Annotated in this window: 20 protein-coding genes and 1 other annotated feature; of the genes, 8 read left to right on the forward strand and 12 right to left on the reverse strand. The window is 32.1% G+C overall.

The features are described from left to right. Positions 1–28: 28 nt before the first annotated feature. Complete coding sequence (locus tag ACWJJ2_RS05825; protein WP_220286946.1) at positions 29–1,495, reverse strand: amino acid permease; 1,467 nt, start codon at positions 1,493–1,495, stop codon at positions 29–31. A gap of 252 nt (positions 1,496–1,747) precedes the next feature. Here ACWJJ2_RS05825 and ACWJJ2_RS05830 point away from each other — a divergent pair, with 252 nt between their 5' ends. The 3 genes from ACWJJ2_RS05830 (at position 1,748) to ACWJJ2_RS05840 (ending at position 3,877) form a co-directional block, all read left to right on the forward strand. Beyond that, entirely contained in the window at positions 1,748–2,146 is a 399-nt protein-coding gene (locus tag ACWJJ2_RS05830) for a hypothetical protein (protein WP_224578878.1), read from the forward strand. A 29-nt stretch (positions 2,147–2,175) separates the two neighbouring features. Continuing rightward, the gene (locus ACWJJ2_RS05835; protein WP_462953964.1) at positions 2,176–2,667 is read left to right on the forward strand and encodes a hypothetical protein; all 492 of its coding nucleotides are present in this window, start codon (positions 2,176–2,178) and stop codon (positions 2,665–2,667) included. 388 nt (positions 2,668–3,055) lie between these two features. Beyond that, positions 3,056–3,877 carry an endonuclease I family protein gene (locus ACWJJ2_RS05840; protein ID WP_462953965.1) on the forward strand — a complete coding sequence of 274 codons (822 nt, stop codon included), beginning with the start codon at positions 3,056–3,058 and terminating at the stop codon, positions 3,875–3,877. Positions 3,878–3,972: 95 nt separating this feature from the next. On the opposite strand, the gene ACWJJ2_RS05845 is transcribed toward ACWJJ2_RS05840, so the two are convergent. Together ACWJJ2_RS05845 and ACWJJ2_RS05850 are read right to left on the reverse strand one after the other, a co-directional pair. Next, positions 3,973–5,517 carry a M4 family metallopeptidase gene (locus ACWJJ2_RS05845; RefSeq protein ID WP_216303750.1) on the reverse strand — a complete coding sequence of 515 codons (1,545 nt, stop codon included), beginning with the start codon at positions 5,515–5,517 and terminating at the stop codon, positions 3,973–3,975. 249 nt (positions 5,518–5,766) lie between these two features. Next, positions 5,767–5,925 carry a hypothetical protein gene (locus tag ACWJJ2_RS05850; RefSeq protein WP_216303751.1) on the reverse strand — a complete coding sequence of 53 codons (159 nt, stop codon included), beginning with the start codon at positions 5,923–5,925 and terminating at the stop codon, positions 5,767–5,769. 258 nt (positions 5,926–6,183) lie between these two features. Here ACWJJ2_RS05850 and ACWJJ2_RS05855 point away from each other — a divergent pair, with 258 nt between their 5' ends. Further along, positions 6,184–7,926 carry an oleate hydratase gene (locus ACWJJ2_RS05855; RefSeq protein ID WP_462953966.1) on the forward strand — a complete coding sequence of 581 codons (1,743 nt, stop codon included), beginning with the start codon at positions 6,184–6,186 and terminating at the stop codon, positions 7,924–7,926. 52 nt (positions 7,927–7,978) lie between these two features. Here ACWJJ2_RS05855 and putP read toward each other — a convergent pair whose 3' ends face one another. Further along, a complete protein-coding gene (gene putP / locus ACWJJ2_RS05860; protein ID WP_216303752.1) occupies positions 7,979–9,454 on the reverse strand; it encodes a sodium/proline symporter PutP in 1,476 nt (491 codons plus the stop codon). 288 nt (positions 9,455–9,742) lie between these two features. Between putP and ACWJJ2_RS05865 the strand changes: the two genes are divergently transcribed. Further along, on the forward strand, positions 9,743–10,603 hold the full coding sequence (locus ACWJJ2_RS05865; protein WP_268064169.1) for a mechanosensitive ion channel family protein: 861 nt from the start codon (positions 9,743–9,745) through the stop codon (positions 10,601–10,603). Positions 10,604–10,859: 256 nt separating this feature from the next. On the opposite strand, the gene ACWJJ2_RS05870 is transcribed toward ACWJJ2_RS05865, so the two are convergent. The 5 genes from ACWJJ2_RS05870 to ACWJJ2_RS05890 all read right to left on the reverse strand — a co-directional run bounded on the left by ACWJJ2_RS05870 (position 10,860) and on the right by ACWJJ2_RS05890 (position 16,258). Beyond that, entirely contained in the window at positions 10,860–12,305 is a 1,446-nt protein-coding gene (locus tag ACWJJ2_RS05870; protein WP_462953967.1) for a glycoside hydrolase family 32 protein, read from the reverse strand. A gap of 6 nt (positions 12,306–12,311) precedes the next feature. After that, entirely contained in the window at positions 12,312–13,280 is a 969-nt protein-coding gene (locus ACWJJ2_RS05875; RefSeq protein WP_462953968.1) for a carbohydrate kinase family protein, read from the reverse strand. Between the two features lie 39 nt (positions 13,281–13,319). After that, the gene (locus ACWJJ2_RS05880) at positions 13,320–14,696 is read right to left on the reverse strand and encodes a sucrose-specific PTS transporter subunit IIBC (RefSeq protein WP_462953969.1); all 1,377 of its coding nucleotides are present in this window, start codon (positions 14,694–14,696) and stop codon (positions 13,320–13,322) included. Positions 14,697–14,882: 186 nt separating this feature from the next. Then, complete coding sequence (locus ACWJJ2_RS05885; RefSeq protein WP_253198239.1) at positions 14,883–15,878, reverse strand: LacI family DNA-binding transcriptional regulator; 996 nt, start codon at positions 15,876–15,878, stop codon at positions 14,883–14,885. Between the two features lie 224 nt (positions 15,879–16,102). Then, positions 16,103–16,258, reverse strand: a complete 156-nt coding sequence (locus ACWJJ2_RS05890; protein WP_462953970.1) for a hypothetical protein — start codon at positions 16,256–16,258, stop codon at positions 16,103–16,105. A gap of 371 nt (positions 16,259–16,629) precedes the next feature. Between ACWJJ2_RS05890 and ACWJJ2_RS05895 the strand changes: the two genes are divergently transcribed. The 3 genes from ACWJJ2_RS05895 (at position 16,630) to ACWJJ2_RS05905 (ending at position 21,361) form a co-directional block, all read left to right on the forward strand. Continuing rightward, positions 16,630–17,691, forward strand: coding sequence for an IS30 family transposase (locus ACWJJ2_RS05895; RefSeq protein ID WP_462953225.1), 1,062 nt, complete (start codon positions 16,630–16,632; stop codon positions 17,689–17,691). 119 nt (positions 17,692–17,810) lie between these two features. Beyond that, positions 17,811–18,065: a binding site (T-box leader), on the forward strand. 112 nt (positions 18,066–18,177) lie between these two features. Continuing rightward, positions 18,178–19,515 carry a branched-chain amino acid transport system II carrier protein gene (gene brnQ / locus ACWJJ2_RS05900; protein WP_462954314.1) on the forward strand — a complete coding sequence of 446 codons (1,338 nt, stop codon included), beginning with the start codon at positions 18,178–18,180 and terminating at the stop codon, positions 19,513–19,515. 460 nt (positions 19,516–19,975) lie between these two features. Further along, positions 19,976–21,361 carry a L,D-transpeptidase family protein gene (locus ACWJJ2_RS05905; RefSeq protein ID WP_462953971.1) on the forward strand — a complete coding sequence of 462 codons (1,386 nt, stop codon included), beginning with the start codon at positions 19,976–19,978 and terminating at the stop codon, positions 21,359–21,361. A gap of 162 nt (positions 21,362–21,523) precedes the next feature. Here the strand turns inward: ACWJJ2_RS05905 and ACWJJ2_RS05910 are convergent, their stop codons facing one another. From ACWJJ2_RS05910 to ACWJJ2_RS05920, 3 genes are all read right to left on the reverse strand, one after another. Next, complete coding sequence (locus tag ACWJJ2_RS05910) at positions 21,524–22,936, reverse strand: alanine/glycine:cation symporter family protein (protein ID WP_216303763.1); 1,413 nt, start codon at positions 22,934–22,936, stop codon at positions 21,524–21,526. Positions 22,937–23,435: 499 nt separating this feature from the next. Continuing rightward, positions 23,436–24,629, reverse strand: coding sequence for a D-alanyl-lipoteichoic acid biosynthesis protein DltD (dltD, locus tag ACWJJ2_RS05915; RefSeq protein ID WP_462953972.1), 1,194 nt, complete (start codon positions 24,627–24,629; stop codon positions 23,436–23,438). Then, entirely contained in the window at positions 24,629–24,868 is a 240-nt protein-coding gene (locus ACWJJ2_RS05920; protein WP_216303021.1) for a phosphopantetheine-binding protein, read from the reverse strand. Before ACWJJ2_RS05920 ends, dltD begins: the two co-directional genes overlap by 1 nt. Positions 24,869–24,873 lie beyond the last annotated feature (5 nt).

Here is a 24,873-nt window from a genome sequence, read left to right on the forward strand (position 1 = left end):
TATTTCCCCTTAGATTTTAAGATATATTCTAAGATTTTTTTGTAATATTTGTTTTATTTATGGTAATTCGTTTATTTGATATTTTTACAATTAGAGGCAATATTAATCCTAAGCATAAAAGTATAAATGGTGTTAATAAATTAAGCACAAGTTGGAAAGTATACTCTGATGAGCTTGGTTTTACTTTTGGGAACATTCCCATAATGCATGCAAATGCAGTAAATGCAAAACACCATGAACCTATTATGAATGCTATCTTATCATTTTTTATAAATTTATATTCAGAAGAGAATTTCTTTTTAGCAAAGCCTCTTAAAGCCATGTATGCTAAGAATACCCACAAATATCTTATTGGCATAACAATTGAATTTAGATCTAATAACCAGTTGTACAGGGTATTCATATCTCCAATACCTAAGGCTGGTACAATTATTAAAACTCCAACTAAAACAGCAGTCATTTTGTATCCATTAATTGGAGCTCCATATTTATTTGTTTTCATTAGACTAGCAGGAATATATTTTTTATCTCCTTCTGCAAATAATATTTTTAAAGGAGCATCAATGGAGAACGCTAATGCAGAAATTTGAGCAAGCATATTCGCAATTGCATATAAAATTAAAAATAAATTTCCTACGCCATAGTAATTACCCAATGTTTTAAATGCGTAGTACTGTCCATTCATTTTTAAATCTACTGGAATGTTATTTCCATCAAACATCATTCCCATTGCAACTGAACCTAATAATGCTGACATTGCTACCATTATTGCAAGTACAATCATTCCCTTTGGGAAATTTTTTGATGGCTCTTTTGTATCGTTAACATAAGGTGCTATTTTTTCACAGCCACCTATCGCAAACACCAGCATAGATATTGTAGTAAAGTATGCAAAGTTAAAGTCCGGAATAAAAGATTTTAATGTTATGTGTGCTGTTGCAATTTTCACTCCTGTAATTGAAGGTGCTGCAATCATCATCACTATGTATAACATTGACATTACAAATACTGATGTTCCTGCTATGGTTCCTATTTTTTTCAATGAATTAACACCTCTTGAAGCAAACCACAGGAAAAATAAAAATAGTACTAATGTTACTGATTGTAACACTAATGGGCTAAAACCATTAATGAATTTTCCATTTTGTGTTACTACCCATCCTAATGCTATTAAAATTGACTGGGGTTTTTGTGCTAAATATGGTACATGCACTACCCAATAAGTCCAACCTGCTAAGTAAGCTAATTTTGTACCCATTGTAGATTTTATCCATGTACTAACTCCTGCTTTTCCGTCCTTAAATGTAGAACCTAATTCCCCTACCATTAATGCATAAGGTATAAAATATAATGAAATAATAATTATCCATGATCCAACAACTTTTAACCCTTGATTTGCAAAGTTATTAACAACATTCCCAAATCCCCATACCATAACAAAAGCCATCAGCGCTAGATTTTTCCATGTAAGTTTTTTAACCCCTGTCCCATTCATATTATGAACCCCCTCCAATTAATTAATATTCTAGGAATCGTTTACAAATCTTTCATTTCCTAAAATTTTCTATAAATCCTTTTCATATTAACATCATTCACACTTTTTTGCAATATTTTACATTGTTTTATATATTATTATTAAATTCACTTAACTCAATTCGTTTTTCTACTACGAGCCCCTAAAATTAAGAATAACAAAACCTATAAGTAATCATATACTGTATTGTAAATACTTTAAGGAGTTAGTTAAATGTATATTGATGAAGATACTATTAGATTTTATAATCCAACGTATAACTATGAACTAGAAACTCAAGATTTCCCTTTAATGTATCCATACAGACAAATGGATGATTTTACATCCTTCGCACAAGGGCCTCAGGGTGGACCGTCTTCTGCACCTCCAAACTTTACACCATCGCAGCCTCAATCACAACAATTTGGTGCTACCCCTCTAGCTATAGACCCAGGTGCAATTAGACCTTGCCTCTATAGATTTGTATATATATGGCCAAGGAGAGAAAGAGGCTTCTGGGCATGGCTTACATTTGTTGGTCCTAGATCTATATCCGGTTTCCGCTGGAATAGAAATAGATGGAGATTTTTCGGAATGGATTTGAGAAATATTAATAGTTTCCAATGTTTTTAAAATATTAATTAAAGAATCGAGGAATAAAGATGGAAAAATTCCAACCTTTCCATGGTATGATTACCATGATTAATGACTTTTGGATAGGGGCAAATGAAGAAGGCGTGGGATGTTATAAATTAATGTCTGTAGAAAACGGATATGGAGCTTTAGTTAATTTCGTGGTGACGCCAACTACTTACTTCGTAGACCATGTAATGGTGACACCTGGAGATATGGTAACTGGCTTTTATGATGCAAATGCACCTGTTCCGCTCATTTTTCCGCCACAATTTAGAGCAATTGTTATGGCAAGAGATACACAACATCAAAATGTGAAATTAGACTATTTTAACGATAAGTTGGTTAGTAGTGATAATAATTTAAGATTAAACATTGCCCCAACCACTCAGATAGTTTTAGAAAATGGGCAATCATTTAGCAATAGCCCTGCAAATCGAAATCTAATTATTGTCTATGGTGCTACCACAAAGAGTATACCAGCTCAGACCACACCATATAAAATTATTGTTATGTGTTAGATGAGTTTTTTGCATTTTTAATGTCGTTGAAAAATCCACTTTGGCTCCCATAACTATATTAACATAGATTGTTCGTTTCATTTCCATTCTTTCTCTCTAAAAGATTGGTGATGTGACGGGCAATTTTTTATAGTTTTTATCAACACAGCTTATCTGAATCAATTCCAATCTCTGCAAGGGAAATAAGCCATTCCTTTTGTGTTTATTTATATTATTTAATAATCAATGAAATAATTTATCACCTAAAAGCATATAGATATTTTATATGAATTAAGTTTAGATGCTATGGGGAAAGTTATACATTTTATTAATTATGGTAAATTATTATTAGGGGGCGTTAATTTCGAACAAGAAAACTTTCAAAAAAGGAAGCTTCGTAATTAGTTTTGTGCTTATTTTATCCTTTGTTCTTTCATCTTTTTTATTTAACTTATCATTTGCAGCTACACAAAACAACACCTTAAAAGCAGTACAAGGTCATCTAGCTAGGCAACCTACAGCTTCAAGTACTACTTCACCATACGATAATACCTACTATGCATCTGCAATTGGTAAAACAGGCATAAGTCTTAAATCAACATTAAATGATATCATTGATAATCATACTAAGCTTTCTTATAAACAGGTTTGGGATGCATTAAGAAATACAGATGAAGACCCAAACAATGCAAATAACGTGATCTTGCTTTATACCGGACGTTCTCAAGGAGAGCTTACAAATGGAGGCGGAGTAGATAATTGGAATAGAGAACATGTATTTGCAAAATCACATGGTAATTTTGGAACTACCGCAGGAGCTGGAACAGATTTGCATCACCTTAGACCAGCCGATGTATCTGTAAACAGCGCAAGAGGGAATTTAGACTTTGATATGGGTGGTACACCTAACTCTGAAGCACCTCTATGTAAATCTGATAGTGATTCCTTTGAACCAAGAGATAGCGTAAAAGGGGATATCGCTAGGATGCTGTTTTATATGGCAGTCCGCTATGAAGGAGAGCATGGAGAAGTGAATTTAGAGCTAAACGAATTAACTAATAATAATACAGCTCCTTATATAGGTAAATTATCTGTTTTATTACAATGGAATGCCCAGGATCCAGTTGATGCTTTTGAAAGACACAGAAATGATGTAATCTATAAGAATTATCAACACAACAGAAATCCATTTATAGATCATCCAGAATGGGCAAATTTGATTTGGAACTAATAACTAAAAAAACTAACTCAAAAATAAAAATTCGAGTTAGTTTTTTTAATCCTAATCTATTAAATTATCACAATCAGCATCAAATAGTCCATTCTTTACTTTACTCCTACTGCATCCCAAGCTGCATTTACCGCAGCAACTTCTGATCCATCTGCACCGTAAAGATCTGTTGCGGATTGAACAAGTGCAAGTCTTGCATCGTGGAAGTTAGAAGTTGCAATTAAATAATTAGATAAAGCACTGTAATAAATTTGTTCTGCTTTAGCTATCCCTACGTTATCATTAGAAGCTATAAGATAACAAGCTTTGTTTGGAATTCCACTGTTTGTATGAACTCCACCCCAATCTCCCTCTAGCGTATTAGGAGTAACTACAAATTTACTCATATTATCTGGATCGCCATATTTAGTTGGATTGGATATATCTCTTAATGCATCACCCTCTACTTTAGGTGTCCAAACATCTTCACCCATTAACCAGTCAAATTTATCAGCTTGTCCATAATTTTCGATGAATGCACCAAAAGCATCTGACATAGATTCATTTAATGCTCCAGATTGAAATTCATAATCAAGATTTGCTGTTTTTTCATCTACTGCATGTGTCATTTCGTGACCCACTACATCTAAAGCTCCAGATAATTCAATAGAATCAATACCATCCCCATCTCCATAAATCATTCGAGTTCCATTCCAAAAAGCATTAACATAGTTCTTAGCGTAGTGAACTGTAGATTTAATTTCCATATCTTTTCCATCAAAACCATTTCTATTGAATTTAGTTTTATAATAATCATATACAACTCCTGCATAGTAATGTGCATCTACAGCAGCTTTATCATTAATTACGTTTGTAGTTGAATAGACGATAGAACCAATTTTGTTAGTAGTATTAGCCGCTGAAGTAGTAGTTATGCCCTTACCTCTTGTTGTATCTCTTAATTGATATTGAACCTTGTTACGTACATCAACCTTGTCAAGATTTAATGATTTAGAATCATTAAGTACACCTAAACCTGTTCCTGTAGCAGCAACCTTAGATATTTTATTGCCTTTTTTTACTATATCTCCATTTTCAGCATTTATAAAGAACTTCCAATTTCCTGGTGTTGGTGATAGAAAGCTTAATGAAACAACATAAACTGGAACATATTTATCATTTATATTGTATAGGTAAAGTTTAGTAGTTGGATCCGCCTCAAGCTTATCAAATTTAACTTGCGTTTTTGCAATTTCAAGAGCTTTGTTTTCACCTATTAACTGTTCTTTATTTATTTTTGCATTTTTTGCGTTAGCATCATATTTACCATTTACAGCATATACTTCACCCTTTTGATTAAAATGAACGATATATTCATTACCATAAACCGGAATATCATTTACCATTTGTTGAGTTTTGATATGTTTAAAACCCAATTTATCATCATTTGATTTTACTTCTTCCAACTTATTCACTGAATCTTCAACTACGGTTTTATTTCCCTTAAAGAATTTATGCACGCCATTCATGTCTTTTGACAATTTTTCTGATGATTGTACCTTTACAAAATTTGCCGGCTTTCCTTGTGATGCATTTGCATTAGCTGGATTAATTAAAACCACCATTGCCATTGCAGTTAAGATTGAAATTGCTTTTTTCATATAATCTCCCCCTCTATAATTTGTATATACAGTGTTTTTATGTATATAACTACTTATATAATAAAGAGAATATTCTTTATAGTCAACTAATTTCGCAACATAATATATGACATTTTTTTTATTTTTTTGAATAAAACAGCAAAAACCAGCAGTCAAAATAAAACACTGCTGGTTTTTGCTTATTAGTATGATTTTCCCCAAAGCGCCTCTGCCTTAACTTCCCATTGCAGAACTCGACCTCACATTCTTCTATAATAATTTTTTAAGTCTATCTCCCTCATTACTAAATAATATTGCGTCGTCTAAACACTCAATATCTTTATTATTTAATTTATACAATTCAACTCCTAATTCAGATAACATGTCATTTTTATATATTTCAAGTTTTATTTCATCAATTGTATTCATAAACAATTTGTGCCTCCTTTATTATTTACATTTATTATTTAATTTACCTGACTTAGTTCTCAATACAGTGTAATTACATATCTTTATTATTTTCTATCAATCCTTGTATTTTTATACCCTTATTTTTATACTTAAAATTCCAGAAAGAAAATCTCCCTATTAGGTTTGCAAATAAATTTGTTACACAATTTAACTGTTTTGTAGTAACATTGCACAAATTTACTTTATTGGTAATATTATTAATCTTTATTATAGGCTATGATAATGCTAGAAATCAAATCAATAAAAAAATCAAGAAAGGCATGGTGTAACATGGGGAACTATCAAAGAATCAATTCACTTAAAAAGGATGGTATTGAAAACAAAAAAGCATATTTAATCGGTGGAGGTATTGCCTCTCTTGCAGCCGCAGCTTATCTGATCCGCGATGGACATATGGATGGTAAAAACATTACTATTATGGAGGAAACTCACGTTTTGGGTGGTGCTATGGATGGTGCAGGAGATGCCGAACATGGATATATTATCCGTGGTGGTAGAGAACTTGTGGAACATCATGAATGCTCCTGGGATCTGTATAGCTTTATCCCTTCATTGAATAATCCAAGCAGAACCGTTTTAGATGAATTTCGTGAACTTAATGTTGCAGAGCCTAATGAATCTCACTGTCGCTTGATTCATAACTGTGGAGAAAAAGCAGATTTTTCAACTTTAGGCCTATCCGATATTCATATTAAACAAATTACAAAACTTATTCTTGCCACTGAGGAGCAACTTGGCGTAACGACAATTGAACAATTTTTTGATCCCTCCTATTTTGAAACAAACATGTGGTATTTCTGGCGCTCCATGTTTGCTTTTGAAAACTGGCACAGTGTTGTGGAGATGAAACGCTATATGCAGCGCTTTATGCATCTTATCCCTGGTATGAACCAGCTTAAAGGAATTATGCATACCCAGTATAACCAGTACGATTCGATGATTCTTCCACTTATTACCTGGCTCAAGAACAAAAATGTAAACTTTGACCTCCACACACAGGTTACCGACTTGGATATCAGCACTGTTGGTGAGCAAAAGACCGTAATCTGTATTCATCTACTTCGTAATGGCAATTCTGAAAGAATTGCAGTGTCTTCAAGCGACCTCGTTTTCGTTACCAATGGTTCAATGACAGAAAACTCAACTTTGGGCAGTATGTATACACCTGCTGTTTTAAATAGAGATAAGGTAAACTGCGGTTGCTGGAATTTATGGAAGAACATTGCAAAGAAAGACCCTTCATTTGGTCACCCAGGGGTATTCTGCAATGACATTGACAAAACAAAATGGGAATCCTTTACAATGACCTTTAAGGGGCCGTTTATGGGCAAATTTCTAAAGAAATTAACTGACAGAGATCCTGGCGTTGGTGGTGTTGTTACCATAAAGGATTCTAACTGGTTGATGAGCTGGACCTGCTCTAAGCAGCCTCACTTTATTAACCAACCTGATGATGTATTAGTTTTATGGGCATATGGCTTATTTCCAGACAATGTCGGTGATTACATCAAGAAAAAAATGTGTGATTGCACCGGCGAAGAACTTGTCTCAGAATTATTATATCACATGGGGCTTAAGGATAAAATTGACGATATTCTAAAAACTGTAAATGTTATTCCTTGTATGATGCCTTATGTCACCAGTCAGTTTATGCCTCGTGTTAAGGGAGATCGTCCTGATGTTATCCCTGAAGGCAGTACAAACCTTGCATTTCTTGGACAGTTTGCTGAAGTTGCCGACGACTGTGTATTCACTATAGAATATTCCGTTCGTACGGCGATGATGGCTGTTTATGCATTGCTAGACCTTGAAAAACAAGTAATTCCGATTTATGCCTCAAAATATGATATACGTGTGCTATTGAGCGCCGCTAAAACACTATACAGCGGACGACCTATTCCGGGAGAAAAAATCATCCAAAAGCTGCTCAAAGATACTACACTCGAAAATTTACTGTAACAAATAAAAAAATATTGAGCTCTCAATGTATATACAAGAGAACTCAATATTTTTACTTAAACTTTGCTAATATTTCTTCCATTTTTTTAAATTCCTTATTTATAGACTCTTCCGGTTTTTCAGTTATAACGCTAACAATTATAACAGCTATGAGCGATAATATAAATCCTGGAACCATTTCATACATATAAGTAGATAGTCCAGAAACAATCCATACAATAACTGTTAAGCCTCCTACAACCATACCTGATAGAGCACCCCACTTAGTCATTCTCTTCCAATAAAGACTTAGTAAAAGAACAGGTCCAAAGGATGAACCAAAACCAGCCCATGCTTGCCCAACTATATTAAGAATAGTTTTGTTTGGCAAATATGCAAAGAATGTGGCAACAGCTGAAACTATAAGTATAGATATTTTCCCTATCTTCATTTGCTGCTTGTCTGATGCCTCTTTGTTTAAGAATGTTAAATAAAAGTCCCTTGTTATAGAACTTGAACAAACTAATAGTTGAGAAGAAATAGTACTCATAATAGCTGATAGCACTGCTGCTAATATAATACCCGTAATAAATGGATGGAATAAAACATCTCCAAGACGAAGGAAAACTGTTTCTGGATCCTTAAGCGGGATGTTGTTTTTTGTAAAGTATACAAGTCCTATAAGTCCACTTGATACAGCACCTAAAAGACCTATGGTCATCCAGGTAATCCCTATTCTTCTTGCTGACTTTAATTCCCCTGCAGATTTAATTGCCATAAAGCGAACAATAATATGTGGTTGTCCGAAGTATCCAAGTCCCCATGCCAAAAGTCCAATAATAGTCGCAACACTTGTTCCTCTAAACATATCAAATAAAGCTGGGTCAATAACTTTTATCTTATTAACAAATGTACCAGCATCTACTCCTATATTCATATATGCTACAATTGGCACTACAACTAGTACAACAAACATCAGGGATCCTTGGAAAAAGTCTGTAAGACTTACTGCTAAAAACCCTCCAAAATATGTATATAGCACAACTACAGATAATGTGACAACTACACCCGCTGTATATGTAGAGTTAAATATACTTTCAAATAATTTCCCCCCTGCTACAATTCCAGATGAAACATATAGCACAAAGAACACAAGTATTATTATCCCAGATACAAGTCTAAGCATATTAGACTTATCTTTGAAGCGGTTTTCTAAATAATCTGGAACAGTTAATGAATCATTCGAAACCTCTGTATAAATTCTAAATCTTGGAGCAAGCAGAAGGTAATTTAAGTAAGCCCCTATTGTTAAACCGATTCCAAGCCAAATGCTAGATATTCCTTTTGTATAAACCGCACCAGGAAGTCCCATTAGCATCCAGCCACTCATATCGCTTGCACCAGCAGATAGTGCTGTTACCATAGGTCCAAGCCCTCTTCCACCTATCATGTAGTCTGAAATATCATTTGTTTTTCTGTAAGAATAATAGCCTATTAAAAGTAAAATAAGTATATATACCCCCATAGCAGCAACTGATTCTATTTCCATATTAATTCTCCTTTCAATACTATAATGTCATTCGTCAATTTCATAAAGTTTGTAGTATAGCATTTTACAAGACAATTGAAAATATGAGTTTTTAACAGATAATATTTGAGCGTACAAAACAATATTATACCACATATGTTTATTAGCCCATTGCCATTTTAATCTCGTTTCATAATTTATATAATGAATTTCACAACTTTTTTAACACTGTAATTGACATAGGCACCAATTTACTTTATAGTAATTAACTATATATAGTTAAAATTGATATAAAGGAGTAGAAATCATGTGATTAAATTTTTGTTAGAGCTAGGCTTAAAGTTTGAAACCGTAGGTGTTTTGATAAAAATCATTATAACTTTAATGTTAATAATGATATTTTATTTAGTAAAAAAAAGTATATGTTCATTTATTAATAAATCCAATCTTGATTCCAATAACATAATAAAATATAAAAAAACATCCTCGCTATCAATAAATATCTTAACTGCTGTAGTGATTATACCAATATGGATGTATGAGTCTAAGTATATACTCACATTTTTAGGATTTTTCTCAGCTGGACTAGCCTTTGCCTTTCGTGATCTTGTAGCAAGTTTTTTAGGTTGGCTTATAATTAATACTCATAAGCCTTTTAAACTTGGGGATAGAATAAAGCTTGGGGAAAGTCTTGGTGATGTAATAGCTATAGACTGGTTTTATACTACCATAATTGAGGTTATGGAAAATGACAACAAAATCTACGGGCAAAGCACTGGAAGAATTACTCATATACCAAATATAAAAGTTCTCACTGAAGATCTTATAAATGAATCTAACTCATTCCCTTTTACTTGGAATGAACTTGAAATAAGCCTTACACTTAAAAGTAATTGGAAAAAAGCTAAAAGCATATTACTATCTATTGCTAATGATAAAGTAGGAGATATTGAGCAAGAAGCAAAAGATTCACTAAATATAGCCTCAAAAACTCTTCCTATTTATTACGAGAACCTTTCTCATACAGTATACACTTCTATGAAACCCGGAAAAGTTTGTTTAAACTTAAGGCTTATTTGCAAGGCGAGAAATTATAGAAACTTACAACATGCCCTAGTAGAGGATATCTTAGATGAATTTTCTAAACATGAGGATATTGAATTATTATAATTAAGCGAATAAATTAGGAATAACTTCTACATTAAGTGGAATTGGTGAATAGAAATTAAAAAAATGGCCAAGCAAGCTACTGCACGAGGAAAACTTGGAAATTTCAAGCCACTTGGCGCACAAAATGTACTAAATATATATAGATCTTCTCTATAATAAGGGGTATTTATAATTGTTACTACTCAGGCATTTACTATATGTTATGCCTAAGTAGTAACTTATTTTCTTTTCATGCTTATTATAAACACATTCCCAATCAAGTCCTAATATCCCATTTATTTATAGACACAATTCCATTACAGGTTACTTTTACTCCTTCATCTTCCTCGCATTGATAAAATCTTGTGGTAAACACCTCTTGTCCCCCATTTATAAATATTTCTATAGAAGATGTATCTGAAAATATCCATATTGATTCTAATTTTTCTAATTTGACTATCCTATTCACTCTACCGTATCCACTCTGCCCTAAAGAAAGCTCAAAGATTTGTTCATCCTCATTGAATATCACTTTGCAGTCATTTCTCATAATTAATTGAAAATCGCCAGAAAGCTTCTCTACATCTAGTTTTAATTCTAAAATCTCTCCCTTCAATTCTTTAAATACTTTTTCTCCGTTAATGCTGGTTTTAAAAGCTATATGATTTTTTCGCAGTTCTTCCATTTCTTTAATAGGCCTCTGTATAAGTTTTTCATTCACTATAAAAAGCTCTCTAGGCATAGTTAAAGCATGTTGCCAAAAGTTTTTTATAGTAGGATTACTATACTGAGTTACATCAGTAAGCCCCATCCACGCTATCATTATGCGCCTACCTTTATTATCCTTAAAAGTTTGAGGGGCATAAAAATCAAACCCTCTATCTAATTCTATAAATTGTTCATAATTAAAATTCTTCTTATTTTCAGTAAAGCTTCCCAATGCATATCCACTTTGATATATATTCTTATATAAATACCCTTTTACAGAAATTCCTTGTGGTGATATGATCAAAACATCTTTCTCCTCAAGTGTGAAAAAATCTGGGCATTCCCACATGTACCCTAATCCTTCTAATCCTCCCGCTGGTGTGCTTTGAAGATTCCAATCCACTAAATCTTTAGATTTATATAAAAGCACGTAACCTTTATTATCTTTTCCTCTTGCACCTAATACCATATAATAATTATTGTTTTCCTTCCAAACCTTAGGGTCTCTAACATGTAACGTAAAATTTTCAGGAAAATCCTTGTTTGTTAATACTACTTTCTTTTCGCCAAAATTAATTCCGTCAAGACTCTTTACACAAATCACATTTTGCTGCCTACCAGTAAGTACATAATCGTGGTTACCTTCTTCTTTTACATTACCAGTATAAAATAGATATAATTCGTCTCCTTCTACTAAGGCTGATCCCGAATAAACTCCATCACGATCAAATTCACTGTCTGGATATAAGGCTATTCCTAAATCATCCCACCTCAAGAGATTCTTTGATTTATAATGTGCCCAAAATTTTAATCCACCTCTAGCATCGAGTGGTGAGTATTGATAAAACACATGATATTCACCTTTAAAATAGCACAATCCATTAGGATCATTTAACCATCCTATTTTAGGCATAATGTGATATTTTAATGCCCATTTATCTCCATTTACTATGTCTTTAACATTATTTATTGCTACAACTATTTCTTCATTTAATAATTCAATTTTTCTTTTCATAATTAGCTACTTCTTCATAATGTTATATACTTGTTCTTTTTTAGGCAATGCATCAATAGCCCCTCTTTTAGAAACTACGAAGGCTGCTGTTGCATTTGAAAAGTTTAACATTTCTTTAATTATGTCTTCATCTAAGCCCAAAATATCCTTTAATGATAAATCCATGCTTGCTATTTGATATAAAAATGCGCCTATAAAAGAATCTCCCGCTCCTGTAGTATCTTCAACTTTTATAGTAAAACCCTTTGAAAACACTTTTTTATTTTTTACAATAAACTCTGCACCACTGCTACCTTTAGTATAAATAACAATAGCTACATTACCTTTAAATAGACTACTTAGTGCAGTCTCTTCATCTTGAATTCCTGTTATAAATTGGAGTTCCTCATCACTTATTTTCAATATGTGAGCCTCTGGCAAAAACTCCAATATTGCTTGCCTACACTCATCTTCACTATTCCATAAAGGTAACCTTATATTAGGATCAAAGCTTATAATTCCGTTTTTTTCGCTACAATATTCTATAGCTTTTCTATGAGCCTTTTGGATTGGAGCATCTATTAAACTAACGGAGCAAAAATGAAGTATTTCTCCTTCCCCAAAATCGCTGTCTTTTATTTCTTTTTCATCTAGCAACATATCCGCACTTGGATTTCTATAAAATGAAAAATCTCTATCCCCATTTTCGTTTAGCGAAACAAAGGCTAGTGCTGTTTTAGCTAAATTGGTTCTTAAAACACTTGATACATCTACTCCTAATGGTTTTACAGCATCTACTATTACATCTGCAAATGCATCATTCCCTAGTTTTGTAAGTATTTTGCTCCTACCACCAAGTTTAGCGACTGTAGCTGCAACATTTAAGGGGGCTCCTCCTGGAACTCTTAAAAAGCTATTAACTTCTTTTAGGGCTATCCCTTTTTCACACGGAATAAAATCTATTAAAGCTTCGCCTATACAAATAACCTTTTTCACTATTTAGCAACTCCTTATTTAATATCTTATTTATTATTATTATTCTTCTATACCTAAAACATACGTTGTACCAAATGAAACAACTAATGCTATGATTAATCCAATTATATAATTAACCATTGAATCAGGTTTTACTATAGTAAGTCCTGGAATTGCAGTTAATCCTATAGCATTCATAGCTACCTTTGTTAATACTACATAAGCGCCTGCAACAGCTCCACCTGCAAGTGCGGCTAAAAATGGTTTTCTAAACTTTAAATTAACACCGAATATTGCAGCTTCTGTTATTCCAAGAAAAGCACTTAAAGCAGATGGTAATGCTATAGCTTTTGTTTTTGCATTCTTTGTTTTAAAGTATACAGCTAGTGCAGCACCACCTTGTGAAAAGTTTGCCATTGCCCATATAGGAAGTAATGTATTAGCTCCTGTATCGGCTAATAATGAAAGTTCAATAGCATGGAAGCTATGGTGAATTCCAGTCATAACTATAATTGAATAAGTTCCACCAAATAATACTCCAGCTAATAACCCGAATTTACCAATTGCAACAGTTAAGAACATGCTTATTCCTTTCCCTATAACCATTGCAAAAGGTCCAACTATAGATAATGCTAAAAATCCTGTTATTAAAACAGTTAAAAATGGGGTTAAAAATATATCTAGTACTTCTGGAACAATTTTTCTAATTCTTTTTTCTATAAGACTCATAATCCAAATTACAAGTAAAATTGGTATGACAGTTCCTTGATATCCTACTAGTGGCATATCTATTATCCCACCTAATATTCGCATAGACTTATACCCGCCACCTATTGTCCACGCATTTTGAAGTTCAGGATGAATCATTATTCCCCCAATAACAGCCGCTAAATATGAATTAGTTCCAAATTCTTTTGCTGCACTAAATGCTACCAATATTGGGAGGAATATAAATGCTGATGAACTAAACCAATCTAGCATTAACCACCACCAAGTCCCGGACAATGACTCAAGACCAAAAGCCTTTAGTGCTCCTAATGTTCCCATTAATAGTCCCGATGCTACAATTGCAGGAATTATAGGAACAAATATATTTGATAATACCCTTGCTATCTTTTGAATTGGGTTTAGCTTTTTCATAGCATCTCTTTTTACATCTGAAGTACTAACTTCATCTATATTTGCTTCTAAATCAAACTGTTCATAGACTTTATTTACAATACCCTGACCTAATATTATTTGGTATTGTCCCCCATTTAAAAAGCTTCCTTTCACTAACTCTAAATTTTCAATTTTATCTTTTTTTATAAGACTTTCATCTTTTAGAACCAACCGTAAACGAGTTGCACAGTGCGCTGCACTGTCTATATTTCCCCTTCCACCTATAAGTTCTAATATTTCACTAGAAGTTTTCTTGAATAACATATCCTTACTCATAATACTTCCCCCTTTATAATTATAAATTGTTTAATGATAATGGTATCGTTCCCATAACGAATAAAAAAATAAGTTTTAATTAAATCTTCTCCTGCGGAGCTACAATATTAACGACTGATCTTAAATTTTATGGTATCGTTCCCATAAGCCCCTAAAAAAATGTAAGCTACTTAAATGTTTACATTTTCATTTTATACTATTTCTTACCTCAAGTCTATAGCCTAATTTAATATTTTTTACATTTTCTTTTACATAGTCTATATTTTTGTTTAACAACTCCATCATTATTTCTGCACTTTTTTCTCCAGCTGTTTTATAAAAATAATGCGCTGTTGTAAGTTTAGGAGTTACTACTCTAGATATTTTTGAATCTCCGATACTACAAATGGATATATCTTCAGGGATCTTGTATCCTATCTCTGTGAGGTATTGCATTGCTCCTATGGCTATATTATCAGTTACAGCAAAAATTGCTTTTGGTTTTTCAGTTTGACCCATTAATTCCGCTGCTAATTTATACCCAGAATCCATAGAAAAATCACCTTTTTTCAAAAACTCTTGTTTACATGAAACACCATATTCTTTTAATGCGTCCATATAGCCTCTTTTTCTTTCAAACCCAACAGAAATATCTTCTTCAGTAACTCCTATAAATGCTATTTCTGTATGCCCTTTGTTTAAAAGTAGCTTAACCATGTCCTTAGACGCATTGTAATCATCATAATAAACGCAATGAAAATTTTCAGTTTTTTGAGCTACTACAACTATTGGAAATTCTATACTAGCCATAATCCTTAAATGCTTTTCTGTTAATTTTGTTGCCATGAATATTATGCCGTCTACTTGATTGTTTTTAAATATCTCTAAATACTCAATTTCCTTGTCTACACTTAAATTTGCATTTGCAATGAGTATATCATAACCATATTTAGATACTTCATTTGATATCCCCTCAACAACTCTAGAAGCAGTTTCTGTGCTTATTTTAGGAACAATAACGCCAATAAGGTTTGTTATTTTGGTTCTTAGAGTTTTAGCCTGACGAAGAGGCGTATATCCTGTACTCTCTATTATCTCTTGTATTTTGAATCTATTTTCACTACTGACGTATCCATCATTTAAATACCTAGATACCGTAGACTTAGATACACCAGCTAACTTTGCCACTTCTATAATATTCATAATTATCACCAACTAAATATATTTTACTCTTATCTATATAGTATACTTTTACTCCTATGTATAATCAACCTTTTAATGAACTTTAAGACAGCTACTAAAAAGGGGGCGTATTTGTATTGGGAGGTATAAGTTAAAAATTAATATTAGAGAAAAAAAATAATTAACAAGGGAATTTGAACAAATCCCCTTGTTAATTATGATAATTTCCATTTTATACTTATAGATTATCTACCAACTAATCCTCCACCATTACCAGATGCTGGACTTTGTGGTCCATAAATTGGTGGTCTCTTAGCATTCTTTTGACTTGAAGATTTCCCTTTTTTTTCTTCAATAATTTTTTTCATTATTTCCATGTTTTTGTTTATATTATTTTTCATATTTTTTACCTTCTTTTCTTTATTTTTTACATCTTTTATATATAAAAAAACTAACTTCTACCTTCTAATTTAATATTAATAGTAAATATTAATAGTAAATATTTTCAAGGTATGATTTATTATTTTATTAATCTATTATACCCTAAAAACAATCCTTTGAGTGACACCTATTAACTAATATTTAAAAAGTAATTATCTTTACTTCCAATCTTTATAAAGAGTCAGATTCTTGTCAAAAACTGGGTCAGTTTTAATAGTAATAGGTAAGTTGTATAATGAAATGACCGAAGAGTAACAAAAAATAAAGACTCAAGAGAAATACTCTTGTATAATGTTAAGTGACTAAACCAACATATACGGGAGGATTTCAAATGAGTCAATTAGATTTTATCACACAGAGCAGAAAAGGTAAACACATAACATACGAGGAACGCATAAAGTTAGAAGCTTTACACAAAATGGGACTTAATTCAACTCGTATTGCGGAGCAAATAGGTGGGCGTTCAGAACGTACAATAAGGCGTGAAATTGCTAAAGGAATTGTAGAACTATTGAATAGTGACTTAACCACTCGCATGGAATATAGCGCAGAAATTGGGCAGTCAGAGCATGACAAACAAGGTACCGCTAAAGGTCCTGCATTAAAAATAGGAAAAGATCATAAATTGGTGAAGTACTTAGAAAAAGCTATTGGTATAGATGGCGAATCTCCGTATGCAGCTATTCAAAATATCACAAATAAAGATCTACAATTTGAAACAACTATTTGCTTCAAAACTGTGTATAACTATTTGGATAATAATTTGTTTTTAAATATAAGTAACAAAGATCTGCCTGTTAAAAAGAATGCTAAAAAGAGAAACTATAAAAAAATAAGATCAGCGTATAACAATACCAAAGGAACTAGCATATCGGAGAGACCTGCAGCGGTAGCTGCACGTGATGAGATAGGCCACTGGGAAATGGACACTGTAGTTGGCAAACAGGGTACAAAAACTGTCTTGATGGTGTTAAGTGAAAGAGTAACTCGTAAGGAGTTAGTCTTTAAAATACCATCTAAATCACAGGCGGCTGTCGTGAAAGAATTGGACAAATTGGAGCGTAAAATGGGAATGTTATTCTCGAAAACATTTAAAACAATCACCTGTGATAACGGCTGTGAGAACCTTGATTTCGAGGGTATTGAGAACTCAGTAAGAAATAAACGAAAGAGAACTAAAGTGTATTATGCTCACCCATATAGTTCATGGGAGCGAGGCACAAACGAAAATATCAATAAAATGATACGACGATTTATCCCAAAAGGTGTGGATATTTCAGCATTCTCTAAAAAACAAATTATGCGAATACAGCACTGGATCAACAATTATCCAAGAAGGATTTTCAACGGTTTATCTGCCAATATGATGGAACAGAAAACCATTACAACTTAACATTATATTTTTCTTGAAAATTTCGGACATTTTATATTGCAATCTACAGTTTTAATAGTAATATTATTTATTTATTGACAATTCTTTTTTAATATGATATATTCTTTTTTAATATAACTTATAATTTGATGACGAGAAAGAGTACGTTTTAGTATCTGTTCTAAAGAGAGTTGACATTTGGTGAGAGTCAACGTTCAGTCTATATCCGAAAATCATCTCTGAGAAGTAAACCTGAAATCTAATAAGGTTTAATGGTTGTCCACCATTACAAGGAACAGATATCGATTGGTATCTTGCTAAGTGCTATTAAAGTTATTCATTATAATTTTAATAGATTTAGGGTGGTAACACGTGCATACTCGCTCGTCCCTTTTATAGGGACGGGCTTTTTTTATTTTTAAAGGGGGTGGTTTAGTGGATAGCGACATTGATATTAGCGATATAATACTAAAATTTAAAAAAAATAATATTTTTGGAGGAATTACTATGAATAAATTATCAAGAAAAAGTTTAATGCTAGTTAGTTTAATGCTATTTTCAATGTTTTTTGGAGCTGGAAACTTAATCTTCCCTCCTGTACTTGGACAAATGTCAGGTACAAATCTTTTACTTTCGTTATCTGGCTTCCTTGCTTCTGCAGTAGGTCTACCGATCCTGGCTGTAGCTGTTGTTGCAAAAGCTGATGGTCTTCAAAATTTAGCTGGCAGAGTTAATAAAACCTTTGCGCTCGTTTTCACATTGTTAATATATTTATCAATTGGACCATTTTTAGGCATACCTCGTGCTGCTAGTTTGTCTTTTGAAACAAGCATAGCACCATTTTTACCAGCATCAGTTATTGGTGGAGCTTTACCTCTTTTTCTATATACATTGTGTTTCTTTGGTTTAGCTTTTTGGCTAAGTATGAATCCTAATAAATTAATGGATCGTTTTGGGAAGGTACTAACCCCCGCTATCTTAATACTTATATTAATTGTATTTATAGGTAGTTTAGTAAAACCAATTGGTAGCTTCAATGCTCCAATTGGAGATTATGCTAGCTTTCCTGTGTTAAAAGGATTCTTGGATGGATACATGACTATGGATGCCATCGCTGCACTTAATTTTGGTATAGTTGTTGCATTAGTTTTAAAGAAACAAGGAATTACAGATGAAAAAGCTTTAAGCTCCTATACAATAAAAGCTGGACTTATAGCTGGTCTTGTTTTAACTGTAATATATCTAATGCTTTCATGCCTAGGCGCTGCTGCTCAAACTAGATTTGGTGCTACAAAAAATGGAGCGCAAACATTAACAAATGTAGTATCTTACCTTTTTAATGCAAATGGTCTTATAATACTTGGTTTAACTTTTGGACTTGCTTGCCTTACAACTTGTGTTGGTCTTATAACATCATGTAGTGAATACTTCTCAAGGATGGTTCCAAAGGTTAACTATAAAATTTGGGTTACTGCAATAACACTATTTAGTATGTTATTTGCAAATGTAGGCTTAACTAAACTATTAAGTATATCTGTACCTGTTTTAACAGTCATATATCCTATGGCGATAGTACTTATTGTACTTGCATTCTCCCATAACCTATTTAAAGGTTATAGCTCTGTATATTCTTTCAGCATGCTATTTACTGCTGTTTTTAGTATATTTGATTCATTTGATCAAGTTGGACTTAAAATGTCATTTTTGAGTTCTATACCTTTATTTAAGCAGGGTCTTGTTTGGGTAGTTCCATCGTTAGTTGGTGCTGTAATAGGGTGGTTTTTTAGCATGGTAAAAGAATCTTCTTTTTCAAAAGAAATCTCTTTAAATAAATATAATAAATAATAAAATTCAAGGGGATGCCACAACCGTGTGCATTCCTTTAATTTTTGTCTAGTACAATTTTTCCTTTTCCTTCATAACTCGCTAATAAAAACTTGTTGTGATATAATTAATCTAGTAGATCATTGCAAAGATACTATTTAAATTTCATATTGTTTAATTAACGGAGCGCCAACTAATTTTAATGTCTCATTAAATAATTAGTTAAGGGGTCTTTTTTAGTATGAAAAATAACAGTATTGATCTTACAACTGCAAATTTAAGTGAATTACTTTAGCACATTTCAGAAGGAAAGTCCTCCACTACTCTAAGTGAGGCGTTAGAGCACAATTCGTTAATCTTTGCTTTTATTAACGAATATTTTACATGAATGTAAAAATATTCGCTAAGGTTACTTTACATTTCCTACATATTGGAATATGATTAATATGAAATACTAAATTTACATTAAAAGAGGTGCCTCATGGAAATACAAACAATAAAACACAAAAAATCTATTCGCATTAGTATAATTTCTTTTTCGATTATCTTTGTTCTATATTTAGGTATGTCAATATATTTTAATAACCATTTTTATTTTGGTTCTGTAATTAATGGCATAAATGCTTCTGGTAAAACAGTAGATGAATTAGATAAAGCCTTATTATCAAAGTGCAAAACATATACACTGAACCTTCAAGAACGAAGTGGTGTGAATGAACAACTTAAAGCTGCTGACATTGGACTTAAATATAATGCAAAGGATAAAATTCAAGTTTTAAAAGACAGTCAGAATTCTTTTGCGTGGATTTATGAAGTTTTTAATTCAAAAGCTTCTGAACTACCTGACATAGTGACCTATGATGAAAAACTATTAAAAAAACATTTTGATAAACTCTCTTGTTTTGATAACAAGAAAGCAATTAAACCTAAAAATCCTAGTTTTAAATATTCAGATGCCGGCTATGTGATTGTAAAAGAAATTATGGGAAACAAAATCAATAGCAAGCATTTGTATGCAAATGTAGTAAATGCAATTCTCAAAGGCGAAACAACAATAAATTTGGAGACAACAAATCAATACATTAATCCAAAATATAATTCAAGTTCCAAAGAAGTTAAAAACACTAAAATTTTGCTTGATAAATATGTAGCTTCAAAAATCACTTATACCTTTACTGGAGGCAAGGAAGTTTTAGACGGTTCTATAATACACAATTGGCTAGTAGTTAATGACAACCTTGCAATTTCATTTGATGAAATTAAAATGAAAGATTATGTAAGTGAACTGGCCAATCATTATAATACCTATGGCAATGAAAGAGATTTTGCTACATCATTCGGAACAACTGCAAAGGTTAGCGGTGGCGATTATGGATGGTTAGTTGATCGCACAGGTGAAGTCAATGATTTAATTGTATCTATAAAAGGTGGACAAACCATAACAAAGCAACCCAAGTATGCCCAAACCGCAGTATCTCATGGTGTAAATGATATCGGGAATACCTATGTGGAGATCAATTTGACAGAACAGCATATGTGGTTTTATAAGAATGGTGCTCTTATTGTAGATGGAGATGTTGTTACTGGTGATGTAAGCAGAAATACAGCAACACCACCAGGTGTTTATAAATTAAAAGATAAAGCAAAAAATACAAGCTTAAAGGGACCGGGTTACAATACACCTGTCAATTGCTTTATGCCATTTAATAATGGTATTGGAATACATGGTGCACCGTGGAAACACTCCTTTGGTGGAAATGTATATTTGACAAATGGTTCTCATGGTTGTATAAATGCATCAGACGATTTTGCAATGACGATATATAATAATATTGATGTTAATACTCCGGTTATTTGTTATAACTAGAGATTTAATAAAGTCTTTTTATAATATGTTTACCAAATAAAAGCAAATCAAAAAAACGCAAGTTAGTTAACTTGCGTTTTTTTGATTTGCTTTTAGATTAGAGGTATTAAATCATCACCTGCAGTGCTGAAATGTCGTTAAAATCATAGATTTTAAAAGAAACTATTCTTCATCCCAACATTCCACATTTTTTAATCCTTCAATAGAGTTCTTTGTGAATACAGGATTCTTACCCTGCTTTTTCTGGAAGGTGTAGTCTTTTAATGCTGCAAAAGCAATTTTACCAAGTTGGAATATAGCGATCAAATTAATTATTGCCATTAAGCCCATAAATAAATCCGCTAAATCCCAAACTATTTGAATCTTTACTACAGAGCCAACAAAAACCATACCTACAACAGTAATTCTATATAATAAAACATATATTTTATTTGAGTTAATAAATTCTATATTTGTTTCGCCATAATAGTAATTTCCTACAATTGAGCTAAATGCAAATAAGAATATACATACAGCAATAAAGGTACTTCCCCAAGCCCCAACTTGTGAGCTTAAAGCATTTTGCGTAAGCTGTATTCCAGTTAATCCTTTAGTTGTATAAGTTCCAGATAATAATATTATAAATGCTGTTGCACTACATATTAAAATTGTGTCTGTAAATACTCCTAAAGTTTGAATCAGTCCTTGTTTTACAGGGTGAGTTACTTCTGCTGTTGCTGCCGCATTAGGAGCACTTCCCATTCCAGCTTCGTTTGAGAAAAGTCCTCGTTTAATTCCCATCATCATTGCCGCACCTACACCACCGCCTAAAGCTTGTTCAAAACCAAACGCACTTCTAAATATAAGTGAAATTACTGATGGTAGCGAAGAAATGTTTTTAAGAATAACAAATATAGCTACTAACAAGTATGCAACAGCCATTATAGGAACAATAATCTCTGAAACCTTAGCCACTCTTTGAACTCCACCAAAAATTATAATTGCTGTAGATATTGATAAAATTAAACCAGTAATTACAGTTTTAACACCAAAAGCTTCTTGAAAAGCAAGTGATATAGTGTTTGATTGAACAGAGTTAAATACAAGACCAAAACATACTGTAATTAATATAGAAAAAACAATTCCCATCCATCTTTTATTAAGTGCTTTTTCCATATAGTATGCAGGCCCGCCCCTATAGCCATGCTTATCTTTAACTTTATAAATTTGAGCTAGAGTGCTTTCAACAAAGCTAGAAGCACCGCCTATTAAAGCAATTAGCCACATCCAAAATATTGCACCAGGACCACCAAGCGCTATAGCAATAGCAACTCCAGCAAGATTTCCAGTTCCAACTCTAGAAGCAGTACTTATGCAAAATGCTTGAAATGAAGATGTACCTTTCTTTTTATCAGATTTAGAAATAGATTTCCCCACACCTTCAGTTAAAAGAGAAATCATTTCTTTTAAATATCTAAATTGAACAAATTTTGTTTTAAAAGAAAAATATAGCCCCATAAAAATAAGTAGTGCAATAAGTATATAGGACCATAGAATATCATTTGTCTTTCCGATAATTGCTTGTAAAAAGTTCATCATTTTATCCTCCCCTTCTTTTGTAAATTTAATATTTTATAGATATGTATGAGTTAAATTCAAAGTTATTGTACCACAGAAAAACGTAAAACCCAAAAATTAGAATATTCCGAAAGTAATGTTTTTAAAGTTATGTTAGATAATGTAGCTTCAAATTGGTTATATACAATGAATATTTTTTTTAAAAAACTTTAAACCTTTTTTCTTATTAACAAAAATATGAATATATTATTTATGCAAAATGCAAAATTCTTATTAATATTATCACCATTTTCAATTCGCGCTAAAGTAAACGCCATATGTTTTTAAAAAACCTCTCTGTAGCTACAGAGGGGTTTTTGTATTATTTAGAATGTTACATATAGATAGTACTGCATGCATAATTGTCTAGCTTTAAAACTGATTATATATATAAGAAATTTTAACATCTGGCTGAAATAAAAATACATAACTACAGCCTAAAATGACAATAATATAAATAGTTGTCATACAAATTATATTAGTTTTCATTTTTGTTATAAAATTTATCAATAGCTTCATTAACATATACCCAACCTTTCCAGCCTAAGTGGGAACTATCCATTAGAAAGTATTTTTCATTTTCATATTTTGAAAAATCAGCAACTTCAAATCCATAGGAATTAACCATAGTGTTTATTTTTTTATAATAAGCTAGCCTATCATTTTTATTAAATCCAGCATAGTCATACCACTTGCCGTTTACAGGAATATTTAGAAATAGTGGTTTAATTCCTTGTTCTTTACAAACATCTAACAACAATTTAAAATCCTCATATTCTGGAGATACTTTATAAGAGTCCTTCTTCATAGACCCCTTTATTTCATAAAGATTTCCTCTAATCGCGTGTTTATACGCATTATTGTCCATACCAAATTTATTATTATTAGACTTTGATTCGGCAATCTCCGTAGCTTTTTTTAATTCCGCATTCCAGTTAATATTTGTATGCTGCGTCGCATTATATTTTGCAAGTTTAGGCTTAAGATATTTAATGCTATTTATATTGTCCTTTAACATTAATTGCTCGTATTTTATCCTGTAATAAGGAGTCATTAAATATCTCTTAGATGTACTTAATAAGTCATTATTACTATAAAGAGAGCAGTAGTCTCTCATAATATCAAAGTGTTTATTGGCCTTTTTGTCAGTAATTGATATTATTCTTTTAGAAAACTCTTGCTTTGTAGTTAAACTAATATCCTTATTAAACAAAAATCCATATACCTGTGCTTCAGAAGAATTGGCTTCGAACTCATTTTCATTAATGCCGTTCTTTAAAAACCATTGTGGAGAAAGTACGAAAACCACTTTTTCCCCCTTAAGTTCCTTACCAATTGCTCCAAAATTAGCAGTATGTACTAAGGATTTATAACCTCCTTGTCCTATAAGATTGATTTGGAAACCATTTTTTTTATCATTAAAAACTTTAATTGGATGAGTAGAATATGCAGTAGTCTTTACAACTTCAGAGGAACCAAACATAAAAAGATTATCACCTTGTCTTGCTCCCATGCTTTGAAGTGCTACGCTTTTAAATTTATATGCAGATAAATTTTCTCCGAATTTATCATAATATTTTTTTGAAATAAGACCTTTATAATAGCTTTGATAACAAAATAAAAAACCAATACTAATAATAATAGAACAAGCGAAAGCTATGACCTTTTTCATTACATTCTACATTCAGAGAGAGTTTGAATGTAGTCAATAATTTTGTTTGGTGTTTCTATATCTCCTCTTTCAACAATTGCAGGATCAAGTTTGATTTTAGCTTTATCCTCTAATTCTACAATCAGTTCAATAATTCCTAATGAATCCAATCTTCCGCTATCAAATAAATTCACATCACTTTCGTTATGTAAATCCTCACCAGTAATTTCTTCTAATATACTATAAATTAATTCTTGCATATAAA

It is taken from the genome of Clostridium sp. CM039 (genome assembly GCF_055081075.1).

Coding starts and splice junctions, on each gene's coding strand:
- ACWJJ2_RS05825 (WP_220286946.1), bottom strand. CDS start 1,495: ATGAATGGGACAGGGGTTAAAAAACTTACATGGAAAAATCTAGCGCTG.
- ACWJJ2_RS05830 (WP_224578878.1), top strand. CDS start 1,748: ATGTATATTGATGAAGATACTATTAGATTTTATAATCCAACGTATAAC.
- ACWJJ2_RS05835 (WP_462953964.1), top strand. CDS start 2,176: ATGGAAAAATTCCAACCTTTCCATGGTATGATTACCATGATTAATGAC.
- ACWJJ2_RS05845 (WP_216303750.1), bottom strand. CDS start 5,517: ATGAAAAAAGCAATTTCAATCTTAACTGCAATGGCAATGGTGGTTTTA.
- ACWJJ2_RS05850 (WP_216303751.1), bottom strand. CDS start 5,925: ATGAATACAATTGATGAAATAAAACTTGAAATATATAAAAATGACATG.
- ACWJJ2_RS05855 (WP_462953966.1), top strand. CDS start 6,184: ATGATAATGCTAGAAATCAAATCAATAAAAAAATCAAGAAAGGCATGG.
- putP (WP_216303752.1), bottom strand. CDS start 9,454: ATGGAAATAGAATCAGTTGCTGCTATGGGGGTATATATACTTATTTTA.
- ACWJJ2_RS05870 (WP_462953967.1), bottom strand. CDS start 12,305: ATGAAAAGAAAAATTGAATTATTAAATGAAGAAATAGTTGTAGCAATA.
- ACWJJ2_RS05880 (WP_462953969.1), bottom strand. CDS start 14,696: ATGAGTAAGGATATGTTATTCAAGAAAACTTCTAGTGAAATATTAGAA.
- ACWJJ2_RS05885 (WP_253198239.1), bottom strand. CDS start 15,878: ATGAATATTATAGAAGTGGCAAAGTTAGCTGGTGTATCTAAGTCTACG.
- ACWJJ2_RS05890 (WP_462953970.1), bottom strand. CDS start 16,258: ATGAAAAATAATATAAACAAAAACATGGAAATAATGAAAAAAATTATT.
- ACWJJ2_RS05895 (WP_462953225.1), top strand. CDS start 16,630: ATGAGTCAATTAGATTTTATCACACAGAGCAGAAAAGGTAAACACATA.
- brnQ (WP_462954314.1), top strand. CDS start 18,178: ATGAATAAATTATCAAGAAAAAGTTTAATGCTAGTTAGTTTAATGCTA.
- ACWJJ2_RS05905 (WP_462953971.1), top strand. CDS start 19,976: ATGGAAATACAAACAATAAAACACAAAAAATCTATTCGCATTAGTATA.
- ACWJJ2_RS05910 (WP_216303763.1), bottom strand. CDS start 22,936: ATGAACTTTTTACAAGCAATTATCGGAAAGACAAATGATATTCTATGG.
- dltD (WP_462953972.1), bottom strand. CDS start 24,629: ATGAAAAAGGTCATAGCTTTCGCTTGTTCTATTATTATTAGTATTGGT.
- ACWJJ2_RS05920 (WP_216303021.1), bottom strand. CDS start 24,868: ATGCAAGAATTAATTTATAGTATATTAGAAGAAATTACTGGTGAGGAT.